Origin of the sequence: Clostridium sp. AF23-6LB (genome assembly GCF_003461085.1) — a bacterium.
GTDB classification, from domain to species: domain Bacteria; phylum Bacillota; class Clostridia; order Lachnospirales; family Lachnospiraceae; genus Coprococcus; species Coprococcus ammoniilyticus.
Window position 1 is genome coordinate 525,510 of sequence record NZ_QTWK01000001.1, and the last position, 22,988, is coordinate 548,497.

Here is a 22,988-nt window from a genome sequence, read left to right on the forward strand (position 1 = left end):
AACGCCAACTTCCCATAACGGGAAATCGGCGCAACAAAAATACCTACTATTCTGCTGATTTAGATGGAACGATAATACTGATAGATAGTCATACTCCCCCGGAGGAGGGGCAAGACTTTTTTTAGCTGGTGTAACTCATGGCTATTGTGAATGACAAAAATTGACATGGCGGCATCCTCCTATGTGCCGCCGTACCAGATTGCAGGGTGTAGGGTCGTCGTTCATTTTAGATAGACGAAAGGAAACGGCGGCTCTGATTTTTTCAAAGCCACCGTTGCAAAGTGCATAACAATATAGTCGCTGTACGATGGCTTTTTTTCTTTTGCCATCGTGCGGCAACTTTTTCACTTTTCTTTTATTTTAACAGGCAATCCTCACAGAAATGTCACGGGCATACGCCATTTCGACAAAATAACAAGCTGAAATCTCACCAATCTGTGAGATTTCAAATTTTTTGAGGAAAGCCGAGAGGAAATGCCTCCTCCCGGCTTTCAATAGGTTTATGATTATTTATTGTAGCAATCTCTGCCGTTACTCCGATGTCCTCAGCCGCTCCACCACAGTTCCCTTGTTAAAGAAGTGGAGAACGATTAGCGGAATGACCGCAGCCAGCAGCAGATAAAGCACACCAATGACCAGAACGGGAACCAATGTAATATTCAGAGTAAAGAACCACATGGAAGGGTCATTCAATGCGCTCTTTAGCACTGTGACTGCCAGGATCGCTGCGACTGCTCCGCCGATAATGTCTGCGCCTGCGGCATAATAGATGCCCTCATAGACCATCAGACGGCGAAGCTGCTTGCCGGTCATACCGATGCTCTGCATGGTAGCAAACTCATGGCGGCGGGTGATGATGTTGGTAATAATCATGTTGGTAAAGTTAATCAGACCTGCAAAGGCCATAATGTAGCCGATTAGACCACCGATAACCAGGATCATGCTGCGGACCGAATCAAGCTGCTCTTTCAACAGCTTGGTGGAAGTATAGGCAACCGAAGTATTTTCACTCACATAGCTGCTCAAAAATTCTTCCATCTGCGGCTGCAAGGCTTCATCCACATTGAATCCATAAGTCAGCAGCGTGGGAGCGTCATAGATTTCCTTAAATACAGTGTCCGGCAGATATACAAAAGGAGCATCAGCGGCGATGTGTGCCTGGGCGGTGGTGCCTGTCGGCGTTTCGGTTTCCGTTCCCACGAGGATCGCTTTTGCAAGGATGGTGCTGGTTTTGACCAGTTCCCCATCCTTGTAGAAGGAAATGCTCTCCCCGACCTGTAACTGATCGGTCAGCGGAGTGTTCTTTGGTTCCTCCGTCAGTTTGTCGATGGGGCAGCCAATAATGACATATTCTCCGGTAGCCATTTTCTGCGTTAAGGTTTCGGCATCTTTTTCGCCTTCAAAAATACGCATATCCGCCCAGAAATTCTCGGAGGCTCCCATCACATTACCAAAATAGCGCCTTTCGGTATCAGAACTTGTGTACAGGCTATATCCCTGATAGCTTTGATTTACGACGCCTTCTTCCTCATGGAATAGCTCTATGCCGCTTAAATCTTCAAACCCATAGTCAACCAACACATTTCTATCGTCTTTTGTATTTCGGTAAAGATAGCGTTCATCCTCAACTCCGGGCTGTCCGGCAATCAGATCCACCGCCTGCTGTGAGAGTGTATCTTCATGGTGCTGAACGCTTTCCATTACATTAAATGCGGCGGAGTTATAGACATTAAAATCTGTTCTGGTAACACGGTTTACCCACTTTTCTTCATCAAGGCTTTGCGTCACAATGATGATAGAGTTAAACAGGACGATGCACAGAAGCAGGGAAATAATGATGAACGCTGAACGCCGACGATTGCGCCCCAGGTTGGAAAAGGCCATGCGGGACAGCTTTACTCCATTGGTACGCTTGGCACTTCTCTTTTTATAGGCGTTCTGCTCGGTGTAGCGGATCGCCTCCAGAGGAGAAATCTTTGCCGCCTTTTTTGCAGGCTTCCGGGTGCTGATAAACACGGTCAAAATTGTAAAGAGAGCAGCGATAACAAAGATCAGAGGCGAGGTCGATACGGATGTACCCACCATAGAGTATTCAAGGTTAATGATCTCTGTCACGATAGGAAGCAGCACCCAACCGGCAAAGAAACCGGCGATTAGACCAATAGGCAGTCCGATCAGCGTGAGCCAGACCGCCTGACGGTTCACAATGCCCTTGATCTGCCGTGTGGAAGTGCCAATCGTCCGCAGCAGGCCGTATTGACGAACATCCTGCATCACAGAAATATCAAAGATATTGTAGATCAGCAGGTATCCGCACACGACAAACATCAGGATAAATACAACAGCAAACACGATGGACTCTGATGAAGTCAATCCCTGGGACATTTGATTTTCTGATGCGAGAATGAAATTGTCTGCGCCCATATCCTCTGGATTGCCGCCAATGGAGTAAACGAACTCATTCAACTGCTGCTGAACATTTGCTTTATTCTTCAGCACGACATCAGAAAAAGTAACGCCGGACATTTCATGGTCTACCGCATAAGTGTTCTGCACCACATCGGGGTTTTCCTTTATAAACTGCTCTGAAACAGTCGCAACGCTCACAGAGTCATTGCTTGCTTCCCACCAGCCGGAAAGCACCATATCATAATGATAAGTTTTCCCCCGCAGTTCAAATTCCAACGGAACCTCTGCGCCGATCTCAGGTTCTACACCCAGCGCCTTCAGCGCCAAATCCGTAGTGGCGATCTCATTCGCTTTCTCCGGTGCAGCTCCGTGGGTAGGCACACAGAAGGTCAGCTCCTGCTGCACACTGTCCGCATAATTGATCTCAATGGAATGGCTGGAAGTATTGCTTGCATAGCCAATGATACGCCGGTGACCTGCCTGCTCCACAAAATCGCTGTTTACAAGCTGCTCGTATTGTTCCTCCGTCATATACCCCAAAGTGCCATCCGCCTTGCTGCCTTTCTGCATTTGCAGGGATAGCTGGATGGAGGACGCCATATTGAACGCCAGGGAAGTGATAGAGGTAAATAGGAAAGCAGTCAGGATAATTGCCAGCAGCGCAGCCAGATTGCGTACCTTATTCTTCTTGAAATAGCGTTTGGATAGCTTGGTAATTACTTTGGAATTATTGTTGCCAAATAAAATATCATTCATAGTCCCACCCCCTTACTGCACGATCTTACCATCCTCGATCCGAATAATGCGGTCGGCAAGCTGAGCGATCTCATTATTATGGGTAATCATTACGAGGGTCTGGTGGAATTTTGTGCTGGTAACTTTCAGCAGGCTCAGCACATCGCTGCTGGTCATACTATCCAGATTGCCGGTAGGCTCGTCAGCCAGAACGATAGCAGGCTTCGATACCAGAGCGCGGGCGATGGCTACACGCTGCTGCTGGCCGCCGGAGAGATTGCTGGGCATATTGTTCAGCTTATCCTCCAGCCCCAGCATCCGCACCACTTCTTTCATAAACTTCTTGTCTACCTTGTTTCCGTCCAGTTCTACGGGCAACACGATGTTTTCGTAGACATTTAGCACTGGTACCAGATTGTAGTTCTGGAAGATGAAGCCGATTTTTCTCCTGCGGAAAATGGTAAGCTGCTCATCTTTCAATGTAGAGAGGTCGCGCCCATCCACAATGACCTTGCCGGAGGTAGGCACATCCAGCCCGCCGATCATGTTCAGCAGAGTGGATTTGCCGCTGCCGGAGGTTCCAACAATCGCTACAAATTCCCCCTGCTCAACAGAGAGGTTCACACCATCCAGGGCCTTTGTGATATTCGGCTTTGTGCCGTAGTATTTTTTCAGTTCAGTCGTTTGCAAAATGCTCATAGAGAACACCATCCTTTCTTTAACTTAGACCCATTGTAACGAACAAACCTCACAGAAATGTCACGAGCCACAAAAAAATTCCGCTAAATTCGGCCCCAAATGTCACAAGTTCGTGACATTTGAAAAACCGGGAGAAAAATCCCCCGGTTTTCCGCGTCCCACAGCCGCATACGACGGCGCAGGAAGTATTCACTTGATATGGCTGCGCCTGTTATTCATTTACCCGAAGCCGCTCTACGACACTCCGATTGTTAAGGAGTCGGAGTGCAACAACCGGAACGATAAACGCCAGTACCAGAAAGAGAACCAGCATAATCAGCGCAGGCAGCAAGGTTATCTGGAATGTCATCATCATACTGGTAGGACCGTTTTCTACAAATGCTCTTAGCAATGTCATGCCAAGTGTCGCCGCAACTAATGTGCCGACAATCCCTGCCAGAAGCACATAGGAGAAACTTTCCGAAATCATCATTTTTCGGAGCTGCCGGTTCGTCATACCAATGCTCTGCATAGTGGCAAACTCATGACGGCGGGTAACGATATTGGTCATAACCAGATTGATGAAGTTGATCAGGCCCACCAAAGCAAATACAGCACCTATCATTCCGCCAACCAGCAGGACAACATTTTTAATGCCTAAAACATCAGCTTTCAGCGTTGTAATAGAATTATAGGAAACATCGGTGTCCCGCATCAGATAGTTCTCCATATCCTGCTGATACTGTTCCTCTACATCAAAGAGGAAACCGTACAAGGTAGGGGTTTCATAAATCTCTTTGAACTTATTTTCTGACATATAGATCTTTGGTCCACCAACATCTGTCGTAATATTATCGCCACCGCCAGTCAAAGTCATTTCATTGCTCGTAACAGCAGCCTTTGCAATCACTGTAAACTCCTCAGTCGGAGCTCCATTTTCATAAAATTGAATGGTGTCTCCAACCGACAGGCCAAAATAATAGATATTATCCGCACCACCGCTTAAGTTTCCCTTATCGTCATAGTGGCTTACTAAAATTACATTGTTACCATTCCAGAGTTTTTCTTTCAGGACAGACACATCGCTTTCACCCTCAATGATGTCCATCTTGTTCAGGAGATTTTCAGAGAAGCCATACACATTCCCAAGAGGAAGGTTATCCGCAGTCAACGCAGCATAATCCTCTCCATCCTCAGTCCAGCCGAGATTTAATGAATCAGGAAGTACATAGGCATATTTATTTGTATTGTCAATCGAGAAAGAAGGACCCCAATCACAGGCAATATGATCATCCTCAAAAGTATTACGGTATAGGCGGACTTCGTTCATTACACCTGGCTGCTGTTCAATTTCCTCTACCGATTTTTCTGAAACAGTACAGCTATGCCCAAATTCATCTCCCCATGCGGCTTGAATGTCTGGGTTATAAACCGCAAAGTCACTTCGGGTCTGTTTTTGTACATAAGTAGCTTCATCAAAGCTGCCGCTGAAGATAAATACCGAGTTCAGGAGGACGATGCTCAAAGTCAGGGAAATCACAATAAAGACCGTCCGGCGCTTATTGCGCTGGAGGTTGGCCTTCGCCATGCGAGGAATAACTGCTCCAGTATTTGTCTTTTTCCGTTTTATGGAAACCGTATCCTGTTCTACATAGCGGATAGCCTCGATAGGTGACACACGGGAGGCTTTCTTCACCGACTTTCTGGTACTAATATAAACTGTAAGTCCTGAGAACAGGATCGCACCTACGATGATACCCAAATATGGAAGTGTGCTGACCTCAATGTTTTTACCACTATAGTCGGCAGCAAACATCTGGAGTGCCGCAGGCAGAATACTGCGTCCGAGCAGGATGCCAAAAAGCAGGCCAAATGGTGTTCCAATCAGGAACAGGTACAGCGCCTGCCGGTTGACCAAACGCTTGATCTGCTGGGAAGTAGTCCCCACCGTCCGTAGCAGGCCATACTGCCGAATATCGTTGGTAACTGCAATCTCGAATACATTGTAGATCAGCAGATACCCACAGAACATGAATAGGACGCCAAATACACCTGCTACCAGCCACATGATAGAGCCGCCGCTGTTGTTGGAAAGGAAAGTGTTGGGGGCTACACGGACATAATTCTCAGCACTTCTATCGTCTGGATTACCGCCAATGCTGCGGACAAACTCCGAGATACGCTCCTTTACCATGGAGCTATCCCGCATAATCACATCAGCATCATAAATGCCACAGCCCTCACGCCCTTGGGCAATTTCGCGCATCATCTCCGGATTTTCTTCCATGAAGGCTTTGGAAACAATGACTGATTCCGATTTTTCGTTTGGTGTGTCGTAAATACCGGATACAATCATATCAAAATGATACATCTGGCCGCTTTGACGATTCTTAAATTCGATAGGAATTTCTGCCCCAATTTTTTCTTCGATGTTCAGATCCTTCAGTATATTGGCAGAGACCAAAACCTCATTTGCTTTTTGGGGCGCAGAACCTGTGCGCGGCGTCTGCATCCGAAGCTCCAACTGGGGCTGATCTGCGTAATCAATTTCCGCAAATATCCGGTTGGTGTTGGTCATAATCTCAATAGGTACCCAACAGCCCACCTTTTCAAACATGGAGTTTTCTTTTAACTGCTGGAATTGTTCTTCGGAAAGACCCTGTACCAGCGCATCCGCACCAGTGCCAATCATCTTTGCCATGTTGTATTCCAGCGTTCCCTTGGCTCCCATACCAATGGTCAGGACTGCTGTAAAGAGAAAGGTTGTCAGGGCAATCGCAATGACCGCAATCACATTCCGCATTTTGTTGCTGCGGAAGCTGCGGTTCGCCAGCTTTTTGATGACAGCCTTGTTGTTATTGCCAAATAGAATGTCATTCATAGTCCTGCCCCCTTTACTGCACGATCTTACCATCCTCGATCCGAATGATGCGGTCGGCAAGCTGGGCGATCTCACTGTTATGGGTAATCATCACGAGGGTCTGATGGAATTTCTGGCTTGTGGTTTTCAGAAGCCCCAGCACATCGGCGCTGGTCTTGCTGTCCAGATTGCCAGTCGGTTCATCAGCCAGGACGATTGCAGGCTTTGACACCAAAGCGCGGGCAATGGCTACGCGCTGCTGCTGGCCGCCGGAAAGGTTATTGGGCATATTGTTCAGCTTATCCTCCAGCCCCAGCATCTGAACGACTTCTTTCATAAACTTCTTGTCTACCTTGTTTCCGTCCAGCTCCACAGGCAGCACGATGTTTTCGTAGACATTCAGCACCGGCACCAGATTGTAGTTCTGGAAGATAAAGCCGATCTTTCTTCTGCGGAAAACGGTCAGTTCCTCGTCTTTGAGTTTGGACAGCTCCTTGCCATCCACGACCACCTGGCCGGAGGTGGGCACATCCAATCCGCCTATCATGTTCAGCAGCGTGGATTTACCGCTGCCGGAGGTTCCCACGATGGCTACAAATTCGCCCTTTTCTATGGAGAGGGTCACACCATCCAAGGCTCTGGTAATGTTCGGCTCTGTGCCATAATATTTTTTCAGTTCAGTCGCTTGCAAAATGCTCATAAAGAACACCATCCTTTCTTTTTGATAAACTCATTGTAACGACCAAACCTCACAGAAATGTCATGAGCCACAAAAAATTTCCGCTAAATTCGGCCCCAAATGTCACAAGTCTGTGACATTTCAATTTTTGGGGCGTGTCGGCGCTACTTTCGGAGCAGGAAAACAGAAAAGGTTGAGCCTTTCCCGACCTCGGACGCCACCCTGATATAACCGCCCTGCAAGGTCACAATCTCACGAGCCAGATACAGGCCAATCCCAATACCGTCCACATCATGCACCGCATCTTCCCGGTAAAACCGCTTAAAAATCGTCCCTTGGTGCTGTTCTGTGATGCCAATGCCGGTATCTGCAATGTCGATCTTCACATACATTTCCCAGCCTTCCACCGACACACGGATCTGCCCGCCTGCCGGGGTGTATTTCACAGCATTATCCAGAATGTTGAACAGGGCTTCGCTTGTTCATTTTCTATCATGGCGCGCATCCAAATGCTCCGGGCATTCCACCTGCACATCTATTTGTTTCTTTTCGGCATTGAGCAAAATCCCGCCCAGGGCAGCGGCAAGGGTATCATAAACCGGCTGCTGTTTTTGCTCTAGCGAAATGACTCCCGTTTCCAGGCGGGAGGTTTTAATCATGGCTTGCATGAGGAAGTCCAGCTTATCAAGTTGGCTGGCCTGGGCTGTCAGAAATTCCTTTTGCTTCTGCGGGGGAACCTCGTTTTCAAGCAGCGTGTTGTTGATCATCTTCAAGTTGGCAATCGGGGTCTTGACCTGATGAGAAATGTCGGAGATCAGCTCTTGCAGGTCAGCCCGTTCCTTTGCGATGCTGTTTTTATTTTCCTGCATGACCTCGTACAGCCGCCCCAGCCGGTAGTTGATTTTATAGAACAGGCTTTCTTCCTCGACCGTCTGCTTCGGCTGCATATCCCCGGAGAGCATATCATCCATCTGACCACAAAAGGCATCGGAGAACCGGACCAGCTTCCGGCGGATCAGGGACACAAAGAAGATAACGCAGAGCAGTACAAAGAGACTGAACAGGAACACACACCGGACAGCGGTTATATTCTGAGTCAGCAGATAAACAGCGGTGCAGACTGCACCAACTGCCAGCAGCAGAAGCGTTCCCAAAAGGATGCAGGCTTTGTTGATGGAGAGTTTTCTCATATTCATTTCGGTGCCCCTCCAATCCACATATAGCCCATACCGTACACCGTCTTGATGTACTGGCGGCCCTCCGTTTCAATTTTGTTCCGCACCCGGCTGATGACCGCAGTCAGGGCGTGTTCATCCACAAAGTTCCCATCGGCATCCCACAGCTTTTCAAGCAGCACCTGCCTGGTCAAAACATTCTGCGGGTTTTTGGTCAGGATTTTCAACAACCGGTATTCCAATGGAGTGAACACCAGCGCCTTACCGGACAGGGAAGCCGTCATCTCCGAGAAATTGATGGACAACGCACCATCTTCGTAGCAATCACCGCCACCAGACTGTTTTGCCAGCCGCCCCAACACTACGGACAGCTTTTTTTGAAAGACGCTCATAGGAAATGGCTTGGTCACATAGTCCTCTGCACCCAGTTCATATCCTTTGAGCATATCACTTTCCATATCATTTGCGGTCAGGAAGATCACCGCTGTATCCGGCCAGCGTTCCTTTACCTCACGGCAGAAATCAAAGCCATTCCCGTCCGGCAGGTTTACATCCAGCACGATCAGGTCATAGTCCTGCTTGGTCAGAAAGTTGCTGGCTGCTGATTTTGTCAATGCAGAGTCCACGACATAGCCCGCAGCATCCAGATTATAGCACAAGGTATTATTCAAAAGTCGGTCGTCCTCGACTACTAAAATTCGCATTGTATCACGCTCCTTCATTCTTAGTGTAGCATCAAAATGTCACAGAAACCTCACGAGAGGATTATTTTTTTGTATTTTTGAAACGACGGTCTGCCGGTTTCTCCGCATCCTTGGGAATCAGCCAAATGGTAGCCTTCTTCACAGCACCGGGGATACGCCCACCGGCACACAGATAATTGATCTGCCTTGGGGTAACACCCCATTTTTCACTTGCTTCTTTCAGCGTCATATAATCCATATAGTTTCCCTCCAATATGGCTTATTATATTTCTTTCGTTCGAAGAATACAAGGATGCAAATAGGGCGCAAAGCCCTGTGCCAGAAGTACTATGTGGCCTTGCGCCCTTTGTTATTCTATCCTAAAAATACTTTGCCAGCTGCTTCAGACCGCGCCGGATGCTGTCACGGACACGGCTTGGGTCTACACCCTCCGCTGCGGCGATCTCACTCACACGCATACCCAGATAATACCGGGCATAGATCCGCTTGGCCTGCTTCTCTGGCAGAGCCATCACAGCAGCATAGAGCTGCTCCCGCAGCTGCTTTTCCTCCAAAAGCATTTCCGGTGTCTGGGGCTTCATCAGGATCGCATTTTCAATGCCGTTGTCGCAGTCCAGGGAGTAGTACGCCTTATAGCGATACATCCTCCGGTCATAAGCAGCTTCCGCACGCTCAGCGGCTCGGATCGTCTCCAGCACATCTTCTGTTACTTCTACAAAGTAATCATTTTTATAAACATCGGGATATAAGTCCCTAAGATTGACTTTCTTCATTATGTACCTCCATTTCAATTCACGGGCGATTGACGAGTGAATCGAAAGGAGGCGGGGATCGGCAGCGACATACTTCAGGAGCTTTCCTGAAAAATCGACAATAAAAAACGCCAGCTCCCCGCAATGGGAAACTGGCGCGACAAAAACACCTACCATTCTGCTGATTTAGGCGGAACGATAATACCGATAGGAAGTCATACCTTCCCGGAGGAGGGGCAAGGCTTTTTTTAGTTGGTGCAGGTCATGGATGCTGTGAAAATAGGCAAAAATAGACACGGCGGCAATCCTCCTATATGCCGCCGTGGATTTACACGGTGTTAGATCGTCGTTGGTTTAGGATAGGCGAAAAGAAACGGCGGCTCTGATTTCTCAAAACCGCCGCCAGAGTATGTAGAGTAAGCGCACAAAATCAACCTGCCCAGCTACGGTTTTTTTCTTTCCCCATTGGGCGGGGCAGGCTCTCATCGTATATTGAAATAAAAAAGAACCGATAATCACAAGTGAATTTGCCTTGCGTATTATCGGCTCTGCGTCTGTGCGTCTGGCTCTTGGATGATGGATAAATTTAGTTTTCTTACTGTAATCAGGGTTTCATGTTTGCATTTAGGACAATATAACGGAAAGTTTTCCAATACTGTATCATAGCGAATTTTTAATCGCGTTTTGCTGCCGCAAAAGGGGCATAAAATCCATTCTATCTTCATGTTATCTTCCTCTGTGCTTGGCTTTCTTCTTTTCCTGCCGTATGGCAAACTGACGGTCTTTCTCTGCCTCTTTCTGTTCACGGCTCTTGGCTTTACGTTCCAGCTTACATTGCTCATGCTGGAGTTTCAACGCCTGCTGTGCCTTTGTGCCAACGCCTTTATCTTGCAGTTGACTTTGAATTTCACGCTGCATTCGTTTGGGATTGAGTTTTCGCTCTATGGATACTTCAGCCTGGATTGGGGGACTGAATTTCAACTTATGCCAATTCTTCAGCAGAAACTCATAGACCTCATAGTCTTTGGGTTCTGAACCAAAAGTGATTTTACACACCTCGTATTTACCGCTATACGTTCTTTCATATAGACCGATCCAAAATGGAGCTTCAAACAGGATGGTCAAACTGCTTTTGAAGGCCGTGCTCATTCTTTTAAGAACTGTCCTTCAAAGTGATCCAGCCATTCCATAAGGGCTCGATAGAGAAGCTGCTGCTGCTCAAAAATCGTTCTCCCAACCAAAGGAATGTCTGTAAATTCCCGCGCATAGCCCTCGTTGGATTCAGCCGAGGACTGTATGCTCTGGCGCAAAGCCGAAACCAGCTCCAACGCTTCGACCTTGTCCATCTTGTTCAAATTGGTAATGACCACATTGAAATCGAATAGCAAGGGTACTGGGCCAGCGACATAAGAGGCCATCAGCTCCTTAAAATACGCTCTGCCCTGATCGGTAATAGAATAAATGGCTTTATCCGCAAACTTATCGCCCTTGACAATATCGCTTTGCAGATAACCCTTTTCGCTCAACTGGAGAACCTTGCGATAAATAGAAGGTACGCTTATTTTTGTCCAACGGGAAAAATGGTGGTACTCCACATCCTTTTGAATGTCATAGGCGCTTTGCGGTTTTTCCAATACAATACCAAGTATGACTAAATCGATTGACGACATAACTACACCTCCAACTTTTACTATTATCAATAGTACTATTGTTGATAGCAAAAGTCAAGGAGAAGTATCTTATATTTCCGAATTGGACATAGCCTGTTTTTCAGCCACAGACAATTCCCGATGAAGGTGTAACGCCATAAATACAGTGATTACTACGGAAATTACATCTGCGATGGGTTGGGCATATAGGATTCCGTTCATTCCCCATACCATAGGCAGCAGCAAAATGACAGGAACAAAGCAGATACCTTGTCTACATGCTCCCAAAAAGAAACCTGCCGCACCTTTACCCAAGGCAAGGAACAAAGAGGAGTAAACCGTGTAGAAACCAAAAAGAATGAATGTGATCCCATTTGCAAACAGTGATTTTTGACCCACTAAAATCATTTGATTATCTCCCTCAGTAAATTGAGAGATAATCTGCGTAGAAAAAACGGCCATCACCAAGCCTACGACTAAGCAGAAACTTGTAGACCAAATGATTGAGGTTTTGATTGCTTCGCGCAGGCGATCAAACTTCTTTGCCCCATAGCTGAATCCAGCAATAGGTTGGAACCCTTTCAGAAATCCAAAGACAACAAGAGTTCCCATAGAAGTAACTCGCGTAACCGCCCCCATGCCTGCAATGACCGAATCGCCATAATTGCTGGATGCGCGGTTAATTAGCGCAATCGAAAGACTTGTTAGCAGTTGGAACACCAAAGTGGGAACTCCAATTTTCAAAATTTCCGTTATCATTTGCTTCGTAGGAGAAAACTCTTTTATGCTGAACGAAAATACGCTTTTTTTGCGCAGAACATAGGTAAGATAAACAAGCGTGGATACCATTTGCGAAATTGCTGTGGCGATTGCTGCACCTTCTACTCCCATGTCCAAAGTATAAATGAAAAGAGGGTCTAATCCGATGTTCAATACGGCTCCCAATAGCAAGGCACACATGGTCGTTTTTGCTGCACCCTCGCTACTTACAATATTGTTCATTGTTACATTAAATACATTGAAAACACAGGACAGCACATAAATTCTTGCGTATGTCAAGGCATACGGCATAATTGTTTCCGTCGCGCCCAACATTACCAAAATTGGTTTAAGGAAAATCGCAGAAAGTAGGATGATAATAGCACCAATCAGAATACTGCTATACAATGCGGTGCTTGCCACTTTATCGGCGGTATCTTTATCTCCGCGTCCCAATAGTCTTGACAGATAAGATGCGGCTCCGTTACCGAACATAAGACCTAAACCAACCACGACTTGTCCCAACGGAAATACGACAGAAATAGCACCCATTTGACTTTTGCCCAAGCCACTCACAAAATAGGCATCCACCAGATTATAGAGTGCATTGATCAACATCCCAATCATAATCGGTATGCCGAGAGCCATCAGCGCTTTTGGGATAGGCGCACTGCCCAAAAGCTCAAGTTTGTTGTTGCGTTCATTCATTGTTAATACTCCTTTCGCTTCTTTAAGTGTAATTTATAGTAGTATAGATTATAGTATACTACCGTATAAATCATACTACTATAATTTATAGTATATGTCAAGAGAAGTCAGGCGTTTTATCTTGACAAAGAGTATAAAATCTAATACTATAATTTATAGTAAATTTGACAGTATTCTTTCATGCAGAAAGCATAGTGAAAGGGTGTGATTCCACATGGCAACCATAGATTTAATCGTGTTGGGAATATTGAAAAAGGAGCCAATGAGCGCCTACGATATTCAAAAGTTAGTAGAATATAGAAACATATCCAAATGGGTAAAAATCAGCACTCCATCCATTTATAAAAAAGCCATTCAGTTAGAAGAAAAGGGGCTAATCCGAGGCGAAATCGTAAAGGAAGGGAAGATGCCAGAGAAAGCGATTTATTCCCTGACGGAAGCGGGAGAAGCGGAATTTGAACGGCTCATGTTTGAGATTTCTGGAAAACCTATTAACATTTTTCTGGACTTCAACGCTGTTATTGTGAATTTGGATTCCTTGCCACCTGAAAAACAAAAATCGTGCATAGCAGAAATTGAAGAAAATATTAGTACTTTAAAATCCTATCTGGAACATAATATACAGAAAAAAGAAAATGAGCCCAGTATTCCCGCAACAGGTATGGCTGTTTTGCGTCAGCAGTATGTACTGGTGGAAGCAATCCAAGCATGGATTGCTTCATTAAAAAAGAATCAACAATAAATCATTATCATTATTCGGAAAGACCAGCAACTTTGAGTGGCGCTGGTCTTTTATATATGAATTATAAACTTCAACTAACCTGCATATAGTAACATTCCACGGGCAAAGTATGAATTATACAATGTAACCGGGTGATGTTATATGGCGAAAGTTGAAGATTGTCCCGGTTTTGAAACCTTCGGTGCAGATGTCAAAGCCGCACGAGAGGCAAAGCGTCTGGCACGAAAAACATTGGCAGAAATGGTCGGGATTGAATGGCGGTATCTTGCCAACATCGAAAAAGACAGCACGATTCCCAGCCTGCCTGTGATAATCTAGTTGATTAAAGTCTGCTGACTTTTCATCCCTTTCAACCCCTTGCAAAAATCGGCATAATCAAGCCTATCGACCGGTATAATAAGGTTATTCCTTTGTGCAAATCGGCACGATAGAATATACTTGAGGTGAATGATTATGCCGATTGATGATTTGACCGCTTTGGGGCAAAAAATGCGGGAATCCCGAAAGAAAAAAGACCTGACACAGCAGGAGCTTGCGGATCTGAGCCATGTATCTGTCAAGCAAATCGCCAGCATTGAAAAAGGACAAATAAATCCGTCCTATTTGATTTTGAAGGCATTGGCAAAGGTGCTTCCGATCTCTCTGGACACTCTGATCAATCCAGATGTTTCTCCAGAAGATGATGGAGCCAATCAGATGAAAATGCTTTATTGCAGCTGTCCGTCAGAAATGCGTGAAACCCTCTTGCACCATACGCAGGAGACCGCGAAAGAACTAACAGAACTATCCGAGAAATTTGAAACGAATTGAGCCGGTGAGTGAAATTTGACTGTTTCCTCACTGGCTCCTTTCATTTCCGGGTAAAAAGAGGCAAGCAATGCCTGTGTTAATACACACAGGCCCGCAGAGAAAAAAATCCCTCCGTGATTTTCCTCTCCGCTTGCTTGTTGAGGGCAGCGCCCCCAAGCCCCTTTGAACACAGAATTTCATTCTGTGGCTGCGCGTTCTGCGAACGCTTTTGACCAGGACCAGCTTACCGCTGGCCGTGGTCTTTTTCTTTTTCAACATCCTGTTCTACCTCCATTTTCAGCACTCGATCTACATTTGCCTTTGCCGTTAAAAGCTCCCGCATTTCCTCACGGGAACGCCGGTACTCGGCATAGGTCTTTTTCTTTTCTTCCAGCAATTTCGCGTACTCCGTCTGCAACTCTTTGACCTTGGGAAGCTTCTTGACTCCCATCTCATCAAAGGCATTCTTAGCAGCCTGGTGGAGCAGAATTTCTTCCTCATGTTCCTCCCGGAATTTCTTAGAGTATCCCGCCTTGCGGTATGCCACATAGACCTCACGGGTCTTGGCATAATTTACGATGTGAGTACGCAGAACAGCGATCTCTGCCATGCGCTTTTCAGCCGCCTTGATCTGCGCCGAAAGATCATTGTGATGTGCCGTGGCAGCCGCAGCCTTTTCTTCCAAAACCGCATACTCCAGCAGATTGTTCTCTGACAGGTAATTCATGGTCTGCGCCATTTGTTTCAGATTAAAAACTTTAGCCCATCGAGCATAGCCAGCACCTTTTCCAGCCTGCAATTTTGCCTGAATGTCCACCAGCAGATTGATCTTCGGCGGCTCTGCCTGTGTGACTGTTTTCTTTCGCGGGGTATGTGCTTTCTTCCCTAAGAGAACTGCCCGCAAATCTTCCAATCCATATCCTTCGCCCAGACTGTCCATGCGGGCGGCTTTCTCCCAACCAGAGAGTTTCAGTCGATACGATTTTCCGCGCTTTGAGACTTCACAACCATATTCTCGCAACAGCTTCAGCAGTTCTTCAAAGTCAGCAGGACTTTGTGATAATGCGTTGTCAATCGCCACACGAAGCAGCTCTCGGTGAGATGGCTTTACCTGATCGCCCAGCCATTTGTTATAGCTCTTTCCGTGAAGTTTCGGATTCTCTACAATGGACAGTCCATTCTCAATACAGATGGTGTCACTTAGCCGACGAACCGCCTTGGTGCTGCCCCAAAAGTTTCGGAACTTCCGGTCAAATTCTAAGCTGACCGATGACCAGATAATGTGATTATGAATGTGCGACTTGTCTATGTGAGTGCAGACTACAAAGGCATGATTGCCTTTAGTAAAACGCTTTGCAAATTCTACGCCCAGCCGGTTTGCTTCTTCCGGGGTAATCTCACCGGGGCGGAAGGACTGGCGCACATGATAGGCAATCACATCATCCGCTCCGCGCACTCGTCCGGTAGCAACAATATACTGCCGCTTTGCTAAAAGAAACTCTGCATCCGCAGTCCGGCTGTCACACGCATAGCCGGTAATGAGCTTGTCGTTATCTGTTTTCTGTGGGTTTGCTACATAGTCGATGATGTCACTGATCGCCCGACTCTCTGTGCGGCCTTTGCCGACATGAAGCGGCATGATTCTTGTAGTTGCCATAAAAAGCCCTCCTCTCAAAATATTTTCTCTGAACTCTTTGTGCCTATCGTTGAAATAAACTCTCCTTATGGGTATAATATAAAGAAACTACCAATACCTCAAAGGAGGGATTTTATGATAGAACAGCTCATTGCTGAAGCAACCGAATGTGATTTCAAAGTTGCACTTGAAATAAAGAAACCCAAAAGCTGGTTAAAAAGTGTCAGTGCCTTTTCCAATGGAATCGGCGGCACTCTGTTTTTCGGGGTCTCTGATGACCGGAAGCCTATCGGCTTGTCTGATGTTCAAAAGGATGCTGAAGCGATCAGCCGCTTAATCAAAGAACGTATCACACCATTACCGCAGTTTATCTTAAAGCCATTGCAGGAAGATGGTAAAAACCTGTTGGCTCTGGAGGTTTCTCCTGGCCGCAGCACCCCATACTATTACAAGGCAGACGGAGTAATGGAAGCATACATCCGTGTTGGAAATGAAAGCGTAATTGCACCGGATTACATTGTGAATGAACTGATCTTAAAGGGAACCAATCAGTCCTTTGACACCTTAACAACAGAAGCTGTGAAAAAGGATTACAGCTTCACACTCCTGGAGGCAACCTATCTGGAACGAACCGGCCTCCGCTTCGAGCCATCCGATTATGTCTCATTCGGTTTGGCTGACAAAAATGGGGTCCTGACCAATGCCGGAAAGCTCATGACCGATCAGCACACAGTTTATAACTCCCGTATATTCTGTACCCGGTGGAATGGCTTGGAAAAAGGCTCTATCTTTGATGATGCGCTGGACGATAAGGAATACGAGGGGAATTTGATTTATTTACTGAAAAGCGGCAGTGAATTTATTCGCAATAATTCCAAAGTCCGTTTTGTCAAAGAAGCTCAGTATCGGGTAGACAAGCCGGATTATGCTGAACGAGCTGTAACAGAGGCTCTTGTCAACGCTCTCATCCATCGTGATTATATTGTGCTTGGCAGCGAAGTCCACATTGATATGTTTGATGATCGGGTGGAAATCACATCTCCGGGCGGTATGTTTGGCGGCGGCTCAATTCAGGAATACGATATTTACAGTATTCGTTCGATGCGACGAAACCCTGTGATCGCTGATCTGTTCCACCGCATGAAGTACATGGAACGCCGTGGAAGTGGTCTGCGCAAAATTGTCAGTGAAACTGAAAAGCTGCCTGGATACACAGAGGCATATAAGCCCGAATTTTCCTCAACAGCGACAGATTTCAGAGTCATCTTGAAAAATGTAAATTACCATCATGGTCCTTCTATCATAGAAACGACCCATGATAAGACCTATGACGCAACCCATGATGCAACCCATGATAAAATCCTTGCATTTTGCATAGAACCACATTCAAAATTAGAAATCGCAGAACACTGTGGATACAAAAACACAAAAAACTTTACACAAAAATATCTGCGTCCGCTATTGAACAATGGAACACTCAAAATGACACTTCCCGATAAACCGAAAAGTAAACATCAAAAATATATTACAGTTCGTTCCGAATAAACAGAGAAGCAGGGCATTGGGTCTCATCTCCCATTGTCCTGCTTCTTTTTCATTCCAAATTATATTCACATCATTTACCCATACACCCAATCCTGGATCGCAAATTTCAAACTCTGCACCTTTCCCAGCAGCCAGATCGCAGCCAGCGGCAGCCCCATCGGGCTAATCAAAAATGCCATAATCAGCAAAATTGCACCATTCTGCGGGGAATAGGTAATAAGCACAGCCACGCCAAGTAGAGCAATTACCGTGCTGAGCAGACCAAGCACCAGACCAGATATGTAGATCAGCCCCATGCAGAGCCAGACAAAAAGCGTCAACACCAAAACGACCGGTGCAGTTACAATCATCAGCAAGCATTTCAAAATCTTCATTCCAGTTCCTCCCTCCAACGCTCCAGATACCGTTTGCACAAGGCATCCGCTTCTCTCTCATCATCTTCCGTCAACTCCCGTCTGCCTTTGGTCAGTTCAATCTCCACATAAGTCCGGTAATCATCAGCTAAGAGATTGAACAGTTCCTTGGGAGTATGGCACACCTCGCCAGAGCAATAGTGAAAATCCTGGTCAAATTCAACTCTTACACATCCATGGCGGCTGATATAAACTTCTATGGTCTCGTCTGCGGTCAGGTAATCCGCAAAAATCTCCAGCACCTTTTCAAAGGTCAGCATCTGTTTTCACTCCTTTACTACGCTTCTTATTCTACTCATATTATCCGGTGCGGACAGGCAAAAGACAAGGATACAGACAAAAAGAAAAAGCGGAGGAAGGTGCGGCGAAGAAACGCCGTTCCTCCCTCCGCAAATGGAGTATCTATCCCTGTTATGAAAGTTTGGAGAGTTGGGTAAGGATTTCCTTTACACCCTCCCACAGTTGTTCCTGCCGCTGGGATATATCCTCCAAGTCAGCATTATAAACCCGCCCGGTCTCATGCACTTTGCGGGTCAGCTGATTCAAGTTGTTGCTGCTTCGGCGCATCAGGGAAACCAACTCCTTCAGCTCCGGCAGTTCCAGCTTGACCACATAACCATCCAGCGCCATTTTCCGCAGATAAGCGCTCAAATTCTCTGTCCCGTATTGCTGCATCTTTTGATGGATCAACTCCAGTTCCTCTGCTGACACCCAAAACAGCACCGGAACATCCCGCTTGCGCTTTGCCATAGTTATCGCTCCGGCTCCCGTTTTTTCGGGGCGGCAGGCTTGCGGGCAGGCGGTTCCTGCTTGAGCTTTTGCAGGACAGAACTTTTCTGCTGTTCTTGAGCGACTTTTCGGAACTGTCTGGTGAACAGGTCGGTCAAACCGGGATTGACCTGATCTACCACCAGATAGGCACTGTGGCGGGAAGCGCCGCTGTCCTCCAGCATGGGAATGGTTTTTGCCCATGCTTTATTGTCCTGAGAGATACGCCCGTCATAGTTCTTGCGCTGGATGGTGTTGGCAAGAATAAACTGTACCCGTTCCGTCCCGAACTTTTCCAGCACATCTTTGACCGCCGTCTCCGTATCCAGCCGATTCTCTGCATAGTGGGCGCTGATGGTCTGCTCAATAACTTCTTTGCAGGCGCTGTTCGCCTGATATGAGAGGTTGTACTGTGCCATTTCCCCATGTTCTCTCGCATAGGCAGCTGAATGCGGATAGACCGGTGTTGTTCGCAGTTCCTCTTTGGCTCTGCACACATAGTCGGCACGGTTCTCAATGCTGTCCCGGATCACATCCATATAGCCGGTCTCCAGCTTTTCAAAATAGCGGTACACATCCGCCAACGGCGAAGAAGATTCCAAAAGTGCCTGGGCCTGGGCGTCGGTCAGCTCCAGCTCCTCCATCGCCATCACGATGTCCTCGCGGATGGTGTACTCATAGGCATGGTTTAAGACTTCTTCCGGGGGCTGGCTTTTCAACCAGTCCCTGTATTTTTCCTGCTCAGTGGCCATCTTTTCATAAATGGCCGCATTCAGATTATTGGTATTCATGTTATCGCACCTCCTCATGCTGTTTTGGTTTCTTGTCTGTACTGCGGGGCGTCACCGGGTGCTTCAGGCTGTCCAGCACCGAAGTCCGTGTGCTTTTGGCAACAACAGCCTCTGCATGTGCCTGTCCCTTTTCGTCGATGTTGAGCAAAGTATCCAGCTCCACCAGACGGGCATTTTTGCTTCGCAGTTCTTCTTCGTAAAGGAATGGCTTTCCGACTTCCTCCTTTGCGGCAGCCTGCTGCTGATAGAGATTATCCAGCTGAGCCTTTGCCGCCTCCAGACGCTGGGGCATCTGGGCGAGGGCATTGTCGATACGGGTAAGATTTCCGCGAGGGTCTGTACCAAGGGTTGCCCGGTGGGTCATCTGTCCTTTCAGCAGGAGCGTATACTCCTGTTTCCATGCGGAAAATTCCACGGATATAGCATAGCCCCGGTAGCTGCCGATCTGCACCGGATCGGAGGTTTTGACCTCCTTGCAGGCATCCAGAAGTGCTGCGCCGGCGTTCTCCTTATCGGTCAGCAGATCGCCGCGGATTTCCATACCAGCAAAACCGTCCTCCGGGTGCGGGTGCGCTGCCAAAACCTTCAGATCGGATTCAAAGCCCTTGATAAAGCCTTTGTGCTTTTCAATCTCCTCCGGGAAGTATTTGAGCAGCTGGTCCTCCAGACGATATTGCTTGCTCTGGTGGTCGGCTTTCATCAGCTTCAGGCGGGATACCTCCACATCCAAATCCATACGCTCCTTGATGCGGGGATCTCCGGCGCACAGAGCCTTGATCTCGGCAAAACTGAGGGCTGTTTCATCCACATCATCGCAGGAGCGAACCGGACTTTTGCTGGTCATGATCTGGCTGATGAATTTTTGTTTATTCTCCACCGTCTGGTCGAGTAGGTCAGCGGTATTACTACCGCTTTCCCCTCTAAGAACCGTGCATGAGAGTTTCCCCTCACACGGCTCAAGCACTTATAAGCCCTGCGTTAGCAGAACCAGTTCATCAACATTTTTCGAGTAATGAAGCTCTCTATGACAATCAGCATGTAATAAGACTTTCTTTTCTTTAAAGTCGGCTCCCATTTCCGTATGGATTCGGAATCCCCGTTCCACTGTGATAGGTTCACCACAATGCGGACAAATGCCTTTCTGCATTTTGTACAGTGCATTTAATTTCCTTCTTCCATTGATTTCCCGAAACATTCTCTTTGTGTCTCTGTCCTCAAAATATTCTGTGAAACGCTCATCAAATGGTGTCGCTTCTGATTTTGTTTTCATCCACCTTACTATTTTAGTATCAGTAGCGTATATCAGATGTAATTCAAACGAGTCTGCCATATTTACACTGAATGTCCAGTATCTTGTGCCAACTCTTCTGAAATATTTCTTAGCGATCCATTTGTGTCCTTTCTTCGGGTGCCTACGTTTGCACCATCTCCACAGACATCTCCATACATCAAAATCAAACCGTTCAAACGCCTGCGAGGAAACATTATACTTTTGGAAATTTACCCACCCTCTGATAACCGGATTTAACTTTCTTATCAAATCTTCCTGCTTCATAGATGGATTTTGCTTTATAATCTCCCGTACCTTGCTCACGATGGCTTTATAGTTCTTTTTGGATGGTTTTGTAAGAAGCTTGTCTTTATACCAGCGTATATTACATCCGAGAAAATCAAAACCATCTTCGATATGGGTAATCACTGTCTTTTCTTCTGACAGTTCCAACCCTCTCTCTGATAAAAATTCCCGGATAATCGGGAGGATACCTGCTTCCAAAAGCTCTCTGCTTTCGCCTGTGACGATGAAATCGTCAGCATAACGTATAAAGTTCACTTTTGGAAAGTATGCTTTTCCATCCCTCTTAGTTTTGTGGTATTTCTTCTTAATCTGGATTTCCAGACCATCCAGTACCATGTTGCAGATAGTTGGTGAGATAGCCGAACCCTGTGGGCTACCGAGGTCTGTCGGAAATAATCTTCCGGTCTCGACATACCCACTCTTTAACCATTTTCGCAGAATATCTTTATCCATTGGGATATGGTTCAATATCCATTCGTGACTGATGTTATCAAAACAGCCTTTAATGTCTCCCTCCAGCACCCATTTAGGGGATTTTGCTTTATTCAGACAGGTAAAACACTGCTCTATTGCATCCTGTACACATCTCTTTGCTCTAAATCCATAGGAGTTAGGGTCAGCAGTGATTTCCGCAATCGGTTCCAGTGCAAATTTATATAATGTCTGCATCGCTCTATCCTTCATACATGGAATACTGAGCGGCCTCATTTTTCCGTTCTTTTTTGGGATATATACCCTCTTTAACGGTAATGGTTTATAGCCTCTGCGTTTTAAACTGAGAATTGCTTCATATTTCAGTTTGGGAGTAGACCATAAAATTTTGTCTACACCTGCTGTCTTTTTGCCTTTGTTACTCGTTACTCTTTTTACAGCTAAAGCACGTCCGTAGAAAGAGTGTGTGAGCAGCCATTGCAAAGACTTTACTTTGCCGGTTCTGCCCTGTTGATGAGCCTTTACGATACGCATTTGCAGTTTTTTAACGTATGCATTAGCTTTGTTCCAGTCAATGCTGTTCCATGCTTTTGCTACGTCAGAAGTCGCACACATTTTCATGTTCATTTGCCTTACTCCTTTCAAAAATTCTATAAACTCTCTCGTAATTAAGCACCCTGCGGAATTCTGCTCCCTTTTCGGGTGGGGCAAATTTTGAACCCCTATCCGTCCCCATTACAGGGTCGGCATTCGCTTCCTCCGCAATCCTTTACCCGCATTCCCAACGGCTTTCCTTACGGTCCGCTTGCCTTTGCAGGCGAGAATACGGGCTTGACACGTTCCACTTAATCAACAATTATTGATAGTTTAGGTTCCACCTCTACTCCGGCAGTCCTATGTCCGTGTATTCCTACTGTGGAAAGGAATATCCAACTGCACACCTTTTGGTTCAAGCCTATCAGCTACTTTGGCTTGTTCAGCCTTAACGAAGCTTACGGTGATTCAGTTAATTAACCTTGCTATCAGAAAGCCTGCACCCTAACCGCCTTGTAGCTGGCAGTTTCGCTTCTCCCTCACGGGATTTGCTCCAAATAGGGTTCCGTTTATATCCGCTTCCGAACAATGCCATTACTGGCAAAGCCGGGGATATTGGCTTCATCCAACGGAATGGATGGTTTGGTCGGAGTT

Annotated in this window: 20 protein-coding genes and 3 pseudogenes; 4 read left to right on the plus strand and 19 right to left on the minus strand. The window is 46.5% G+C overall.

The window, feature by feature from the left end:
- Positions 1-531: 531 nt before the first annotated feature.
- The 12 genes and pseudogenes from DWY07_RS02280 to DWY07_RS02335 all read right to left on the minus strand — a co-directional run bounded on the left by DWY07_RS02280 (position 532) and on the right by DWY07_RS02335 (position 13,108).
- Positions 532-3,165 (minus strand): FtsX-like permease family protein, encoded by a 2,634-nt coding sequence (locus DWY07_RS02280; RefSeq protein ID WP_117822106.1) that lies wholly within the window; start codon positions 3,163-3,165, stop codon positions 532-534.
- A 12-nt stretch (positions 3,166-3,177) separates the two neighbouring features.
- A complete protein-coding gene (locus DWY07_RS02285) occupies positions 3,178-3,843 on the minus strand; it encodes an ABC transporter ATP-binding protein (protein WP_015528521.1) in 666 nt (221 codons plus the stop codon).
- Between the two features lie 211 nt (positions 3,844-4,054).
- Positions 4,055-6,703, minus strand: a complete 2,649-nt coding sequence (locus DWY07_RS02290) for an ABC transporter permease (RefSeq protein ID WP_117822107.1) — start codon at positions 6,701-6,703, stop codon at positions 4,055-4,057.
- A gap of 13 nt (positions 6,704-6,716) precedes the next feature.
- Complete coding sequence (locus DWY07_RS02295; RefSeq protein WP_050624170.1) at positions 6,717-7,382, minus strand: ABC transporter ATP-binding protein; 666 nt, start codon at positions 7,380-7,382, stop codon at positions 6,717-6,719.
- A 143-nt stretch (positions 7,383-7,525) separates the two neighbouring features.
- A pseudogene (locus DWY07_RS02300) lies at positions 7,526-8,557 on the minus strand (HAMP domain-containing sensor histidine kinase).
- Entirely contained in the window at positions 8,554-9,240 is a 687-nt protein-coding gene (locus DWY07_RS02305; protein ID WP_117822108.1) for a response regulator transcription factor, read from the minus strand. The pseudogene DWY07_RS02300 and the gene DWY07_RS02305 overlap by 4 nt, the downstream one beginning before the upstream one ends.
- Before the next feature lie 61 nt (positions 9,241-9,301).
- Positions 9,302-9,478, minus strand: a complete 177-nt coding sequence (locus DWY07_RS02310; protein WP_117529599.1) for a helix-turn-helix domain-containing protein — start codon at positions 9,476-9,478, stop codon at positions 9,302-9,304.
- A 121-nt stretch (positions 9,479-9,599) separates the two neighbouring features.
- The gene (locus DWY07_RS02315) at positions 9,600-10,013 is read right to left on the minus strand and encodes a sigma-70 family RNA polymerase sigma factor (protein ID WP_117822109.1); all 414 of its coding nucleotides are present in this window, start codon (positions 10,011-10,013) and stop codon (positions 9,600-9,602) included.
- Positions 10,014-10,531: 518 nt separating this feature from the next.
- Positions 10,532-10,717: a cysteine-rich KTR domain-containing protein gene (locus DWY07_RS02320; protein ID WP_117822110.1), complete on the minus strand. Its 186-nt coding sequence runs from the start codon at positions 10,715-10,717 to the stop codon at positions 10,532-10,534.
- A 1-nt stretch (position 10,718) separates the two neighbouring features.
- Positions 10,719-11,141, minus strand: a complete 423-nt coding sequence (locus DWY07_RS02325) for a YjdF family protein (RefSeq protein ID WP_117822111.1) — start codon at positions 11,139-11,141, stop codon at positions 10,719-10,721.
- Positions 11,138-11,662, minus strand: coding sequence for a PadR family transcriptional regulator (locus DWY07_RS02330; protein ID WP_117822112.1), 525 nt, complete (start codon positions 11,660-11,662; stop codon positions 11,138-11,140). Before DWY07_RS02330 ends, DWY07_RS02325 begins: the two co-directional genes overlap by 4 nt.
- A gap of 69 nt (positions 11,663-11,731) precedes the next feature.
- Positions 11,732-13,108: an MATE family efflux transporter gene (locus tag DWY07_RS02335; protein ID WP_117822113.1), complete on the minus strand. Its 1,377-nt coding sequence runs from the start codon at positions 13,106-13,108 to the stop codon at positions 11,732-11,734.
- Positions 13,109-13,322: 214 nt separating this feature from the next.
- Here DWY07_RS02335 and DWY07_RS02340 point away from each other — a divergent pair, with 214 nt between their 5' ends.
- The 3 genes and pseudogenes from DWY07_RS02340 to DWY07_RS02350 all read left to right on the plus strand — a co-directional run bounded on the left by DWY07_RS02340 (position 13,323) and on the right by DWY07_RS02350 (position 14,660).
- Positions 13,323-13,850, plus strand: coding sequence for a PadR family transcriptional regulator (locus DWY07_RS02340; RefSeq protein ID WP_055201207.1), 528 nt, complete (start codon positions 13,323-13,325; stop codon positions 13,848-13,850).
- A gap of 141 nt (positions 13,851-13,991) precedes the next feature.
- Positions 13,992-14,165 (plus strand): annotated as a pseudogene (locus tag DWY07_RS02345) (helix-turn-helix transcriptional regulator); the annotation flags it as partial.
- Between the two features lie 138 nt (positions 14,166-14,303).
- Positions 14,304-14,660, plus strand: coding sequence for a helix-turn-helix transcriptional regulator (locus DWY07_RS02350; protein WP_015528509.1), 357 nt, complete (start codon positions 14,304-14,306; stop codon positions 14,658-14,660).
- 223 nt (positions 14,661-14,883) lie between these two features.
- Here DWY07_RS02350 and DWY07_RS02360 read toward each other — a convergent pair whose 3' ends face one another.
- A complete protein-coding gene (locus DWY07_RS02360) occupies positions 14,884-16,296 on the minus strand; it encodes a relaxase/mobilization nuclease domain-containing protein (protein WP_117822116.1) in 1,413 nt (470 codons plus the stop codon).
- Between the two features lie 114 nt (positions 16,297-16,410).
- On the opposite strand from DWY07_RS02360, the gene DWY07_RS02365 reads away from it, so the two are divergent.
- Positions 16,411-17,820 (plus strand): ATP-binding protein, encoded by a 1,410-nt coding sequence (locus DWY07_RS02365; protein WP_117822117.1) that lies wholly within the window; start codon positions 16,411-16,413, stop codon positions 17,818-17,820.
- Positions 17,821-17,894: 74 nt separating this feature from the next.
- Here the strand turns inward: DWY07_RS02365 and DWY07_RS02370 are convergent, their stop codons facing one another.
- The 6 genes and pseudogenes from DWY07_RS02370 to ltrA form a co-directional block, all read right to left on the minus strand.
- Positions 17,895-18,194 (minus strand): CD1845 family protein, encoded by a 300-nt coding sequence (locus DWY07_RS02370; RefSeq protein WP_008728403.1) that lies wholly within the window; start codon positions 18,192-18,194, stop codon positions 17,895-17,897.
- Complete coding sequence (locus DWY07_RS02375) at positions 18,191-18,493, minus strand: hypothetical protein (protein ID WP_007886654.1); 303 nt, start codon at positions 18,491-18,493, stop codon at positions 18,191-18,193. Before DWY07_RS02375 ends, DWY07_RS02370 begins: the two co-directional genes overlap by 4 nt.
- A 151-nt stretch (positions 18,494-18,644) precedes the next feature.
- Entirely contained in the window at positions 18,645-18,983 is a 339-nt protein-coding gene (gene mobC, locus DWY07_RS02385; RefSeq protein ID WP_003526263.1) for a plasmid mobilization relaxosome protein MobC, read from the minus strand.
- Positions 18,984-18,985: 2 nt separating this feature from the next.
- Positions 18,986-19,792, minus strand: a complete 807-nt coding sequence (locus tag DWY07_RS02390; protein ID WP_117822119.1) for a DUF3849 domain-containing protein — start codon at positions 19,790-19,792, stop codon at positions 18,986-18,988.
- A gap of 1 nt (position 19,793) precedes the next feature.
- Positions 19,794-20,675 (minus strand): annotated as a pseudogene (locus DWY07_RS02395) (helicase SNF2); the annotation flags it as partial.
- 81 nt (positions 20,676-20,756) lie between these two features.
- Entirely contained in the window at positions 20,757-22,427 is a 1,671-nt protein-coding gene (ltrA, locus tag DWY07_RS02400; protein WP_117822120.1) for a group II intron reverse transcriptase/maturase, read from the minus strand.
- Positions 22,428-22,988: the final 561 nt, after the last annotated feature.

Excerpts from the sequence above, each read along its gene's own strand:
- DWY07_RS02280 (WP_117822106.1), bottom strand. The coding sequence starts at position 3,165 with ATGAATGATATTTTATTTGGCAACAATAATTCCAAAGTAATTACCAAG.
- DWY07_RS02285 (WP_015528521.1), bottom strand. The coding sequence starts at position 3,843 with ATGAGCATTTTGCAAACGACTGAACTGAAAAAATACTACGGCACAAAG.
- DWY07_RS02290 (WP_117822107.1), bottom strand. The coding sequence starts at position 6,703 with ATGAATGACATTCTATTTGGCAATAACAACAAGGCTGTCATCAAAAAG.
- DWY07_RS02295 (WP_050624170.1), bottom strand. The coding sequence starts at position 7,382 with ATGAGCATTTTGCAAGCGACTGAACTGAAAAAATATTATGGCACAGAG.
- DWY07_RS02305 (WP_117822108.1), bottom strand. The coding sequence starts at position 9,240 with ATGCGAATTTTAGTAGTCGAGGACGACCGACTTTTGAATAATACCTTG.
- DWY07_RS02310 (WP_117529599.1), bottom strand. The coding sequence starts at position 9,478 with ATGGATTATATGACGCTGAAAGAAGCAAGTGAAAAATGGGGTGTTACC.
- DWY07_RS02315 (WP_117822109.1), bottom strand. The coding sequence starts at position 10,013 with ATGAAGAAAGTCAATCTTAGGGACTTATATCCCGATGTTTATAAAAAT.
- DWY07_RS02320 (WP_117822110.1), bottom strand. The coding sequence starts at position 10,717 with ATGAAGATAGAATGGATTTTATGCCCCTTTTGCGGCAGCAAAACGCGA.
- DWY07_RS02325 (WP_117822111.1), bottom strand. The coding sequence starts at position 11,141 with ATGAGCACGGCCTTCAAAAGCAGTTTGACCATCCTGTTTGAAGCTCCA.
- DWY07_RS02330 (WP_117822112.1), bottom strand. The coding sequence starts at position 11,662 with ATGTCGTCAATCGATTTAGTCATACTTGGTATTGTATTGGAAAAACCG.
- DWY07_RS02335 (WP_117822113.1), bottom strand. The coding sequence starts at position 13,108 with ATGAATGAACGCAACAACAAACTTGAGCTTTTGGGCAGTGCGCCTATC.
- DWY07_RS02340 (WP_055201207.1), top strand. The coding sequence starts at position 13,323 with ATGGCAACCATAGATTTAATCGTGTTGGGAATATTGAAAAAGGAGCCA.
- DWY07_RS02350 (WP_015528509.1), top strand. The coding sequence starts at position 14,304 with ATGCCGATTGATGATTTGACCGCTTTGGGGCAAAAAATGCGGGAATCC.
- DWY07_RS02360 (WP_117822116.1), bottom strand. The coding sequence starts at position 16,296 with ATGGCAACTACAAGAATCATGCCGCTTCATGTCGGCAAAGGCCGCACA.
- DWY07_RS02365 (WP_117822117.1), top strand. The coding sequence starts at position 16,411 with ATGATAGAACAGCTCATTGCTGAAGCAACCGAATGTGATTTCAAAGTT.
- DWY07_RS02370 (WP_008728403.1), bottom strand. The coding sequence starts at position 18,194 with ATGAAGATTTTGAAATGCTTGCTGATGATTGTAACTGCACCGGTCGTT.
- DWY07_RS02375 (WP_007886654.1), bottom strand. The coding sequence starts at position 18,493 with ATGCTGACCTTTGAAAAGGTGCTGGAGATTTTTGCGGATTACCTGACC.
- mobC (WP_003526263.1), bottom strand. The coding sequence starts at position 18,983 with ATGGCAAAGCGCAAGCGGGATGTTCCGGTGCTGTTTTGGGTGTCAGCA.
- DWY07_RS02390 (WP_117822119.1), bottom strand. The coding sequence starts at position 19,792 with ATGAATACCAATAATCTGAATGCGGCCATTTATGAAAAGATGGCCACT.
- ltrA (WP_117822120.1), bottom strand. The coding sequence starts at position 22,427 with ATGAACATGAAAATGTGTGCGACTTCTGACGTAGCAAAAGCATGGAAC.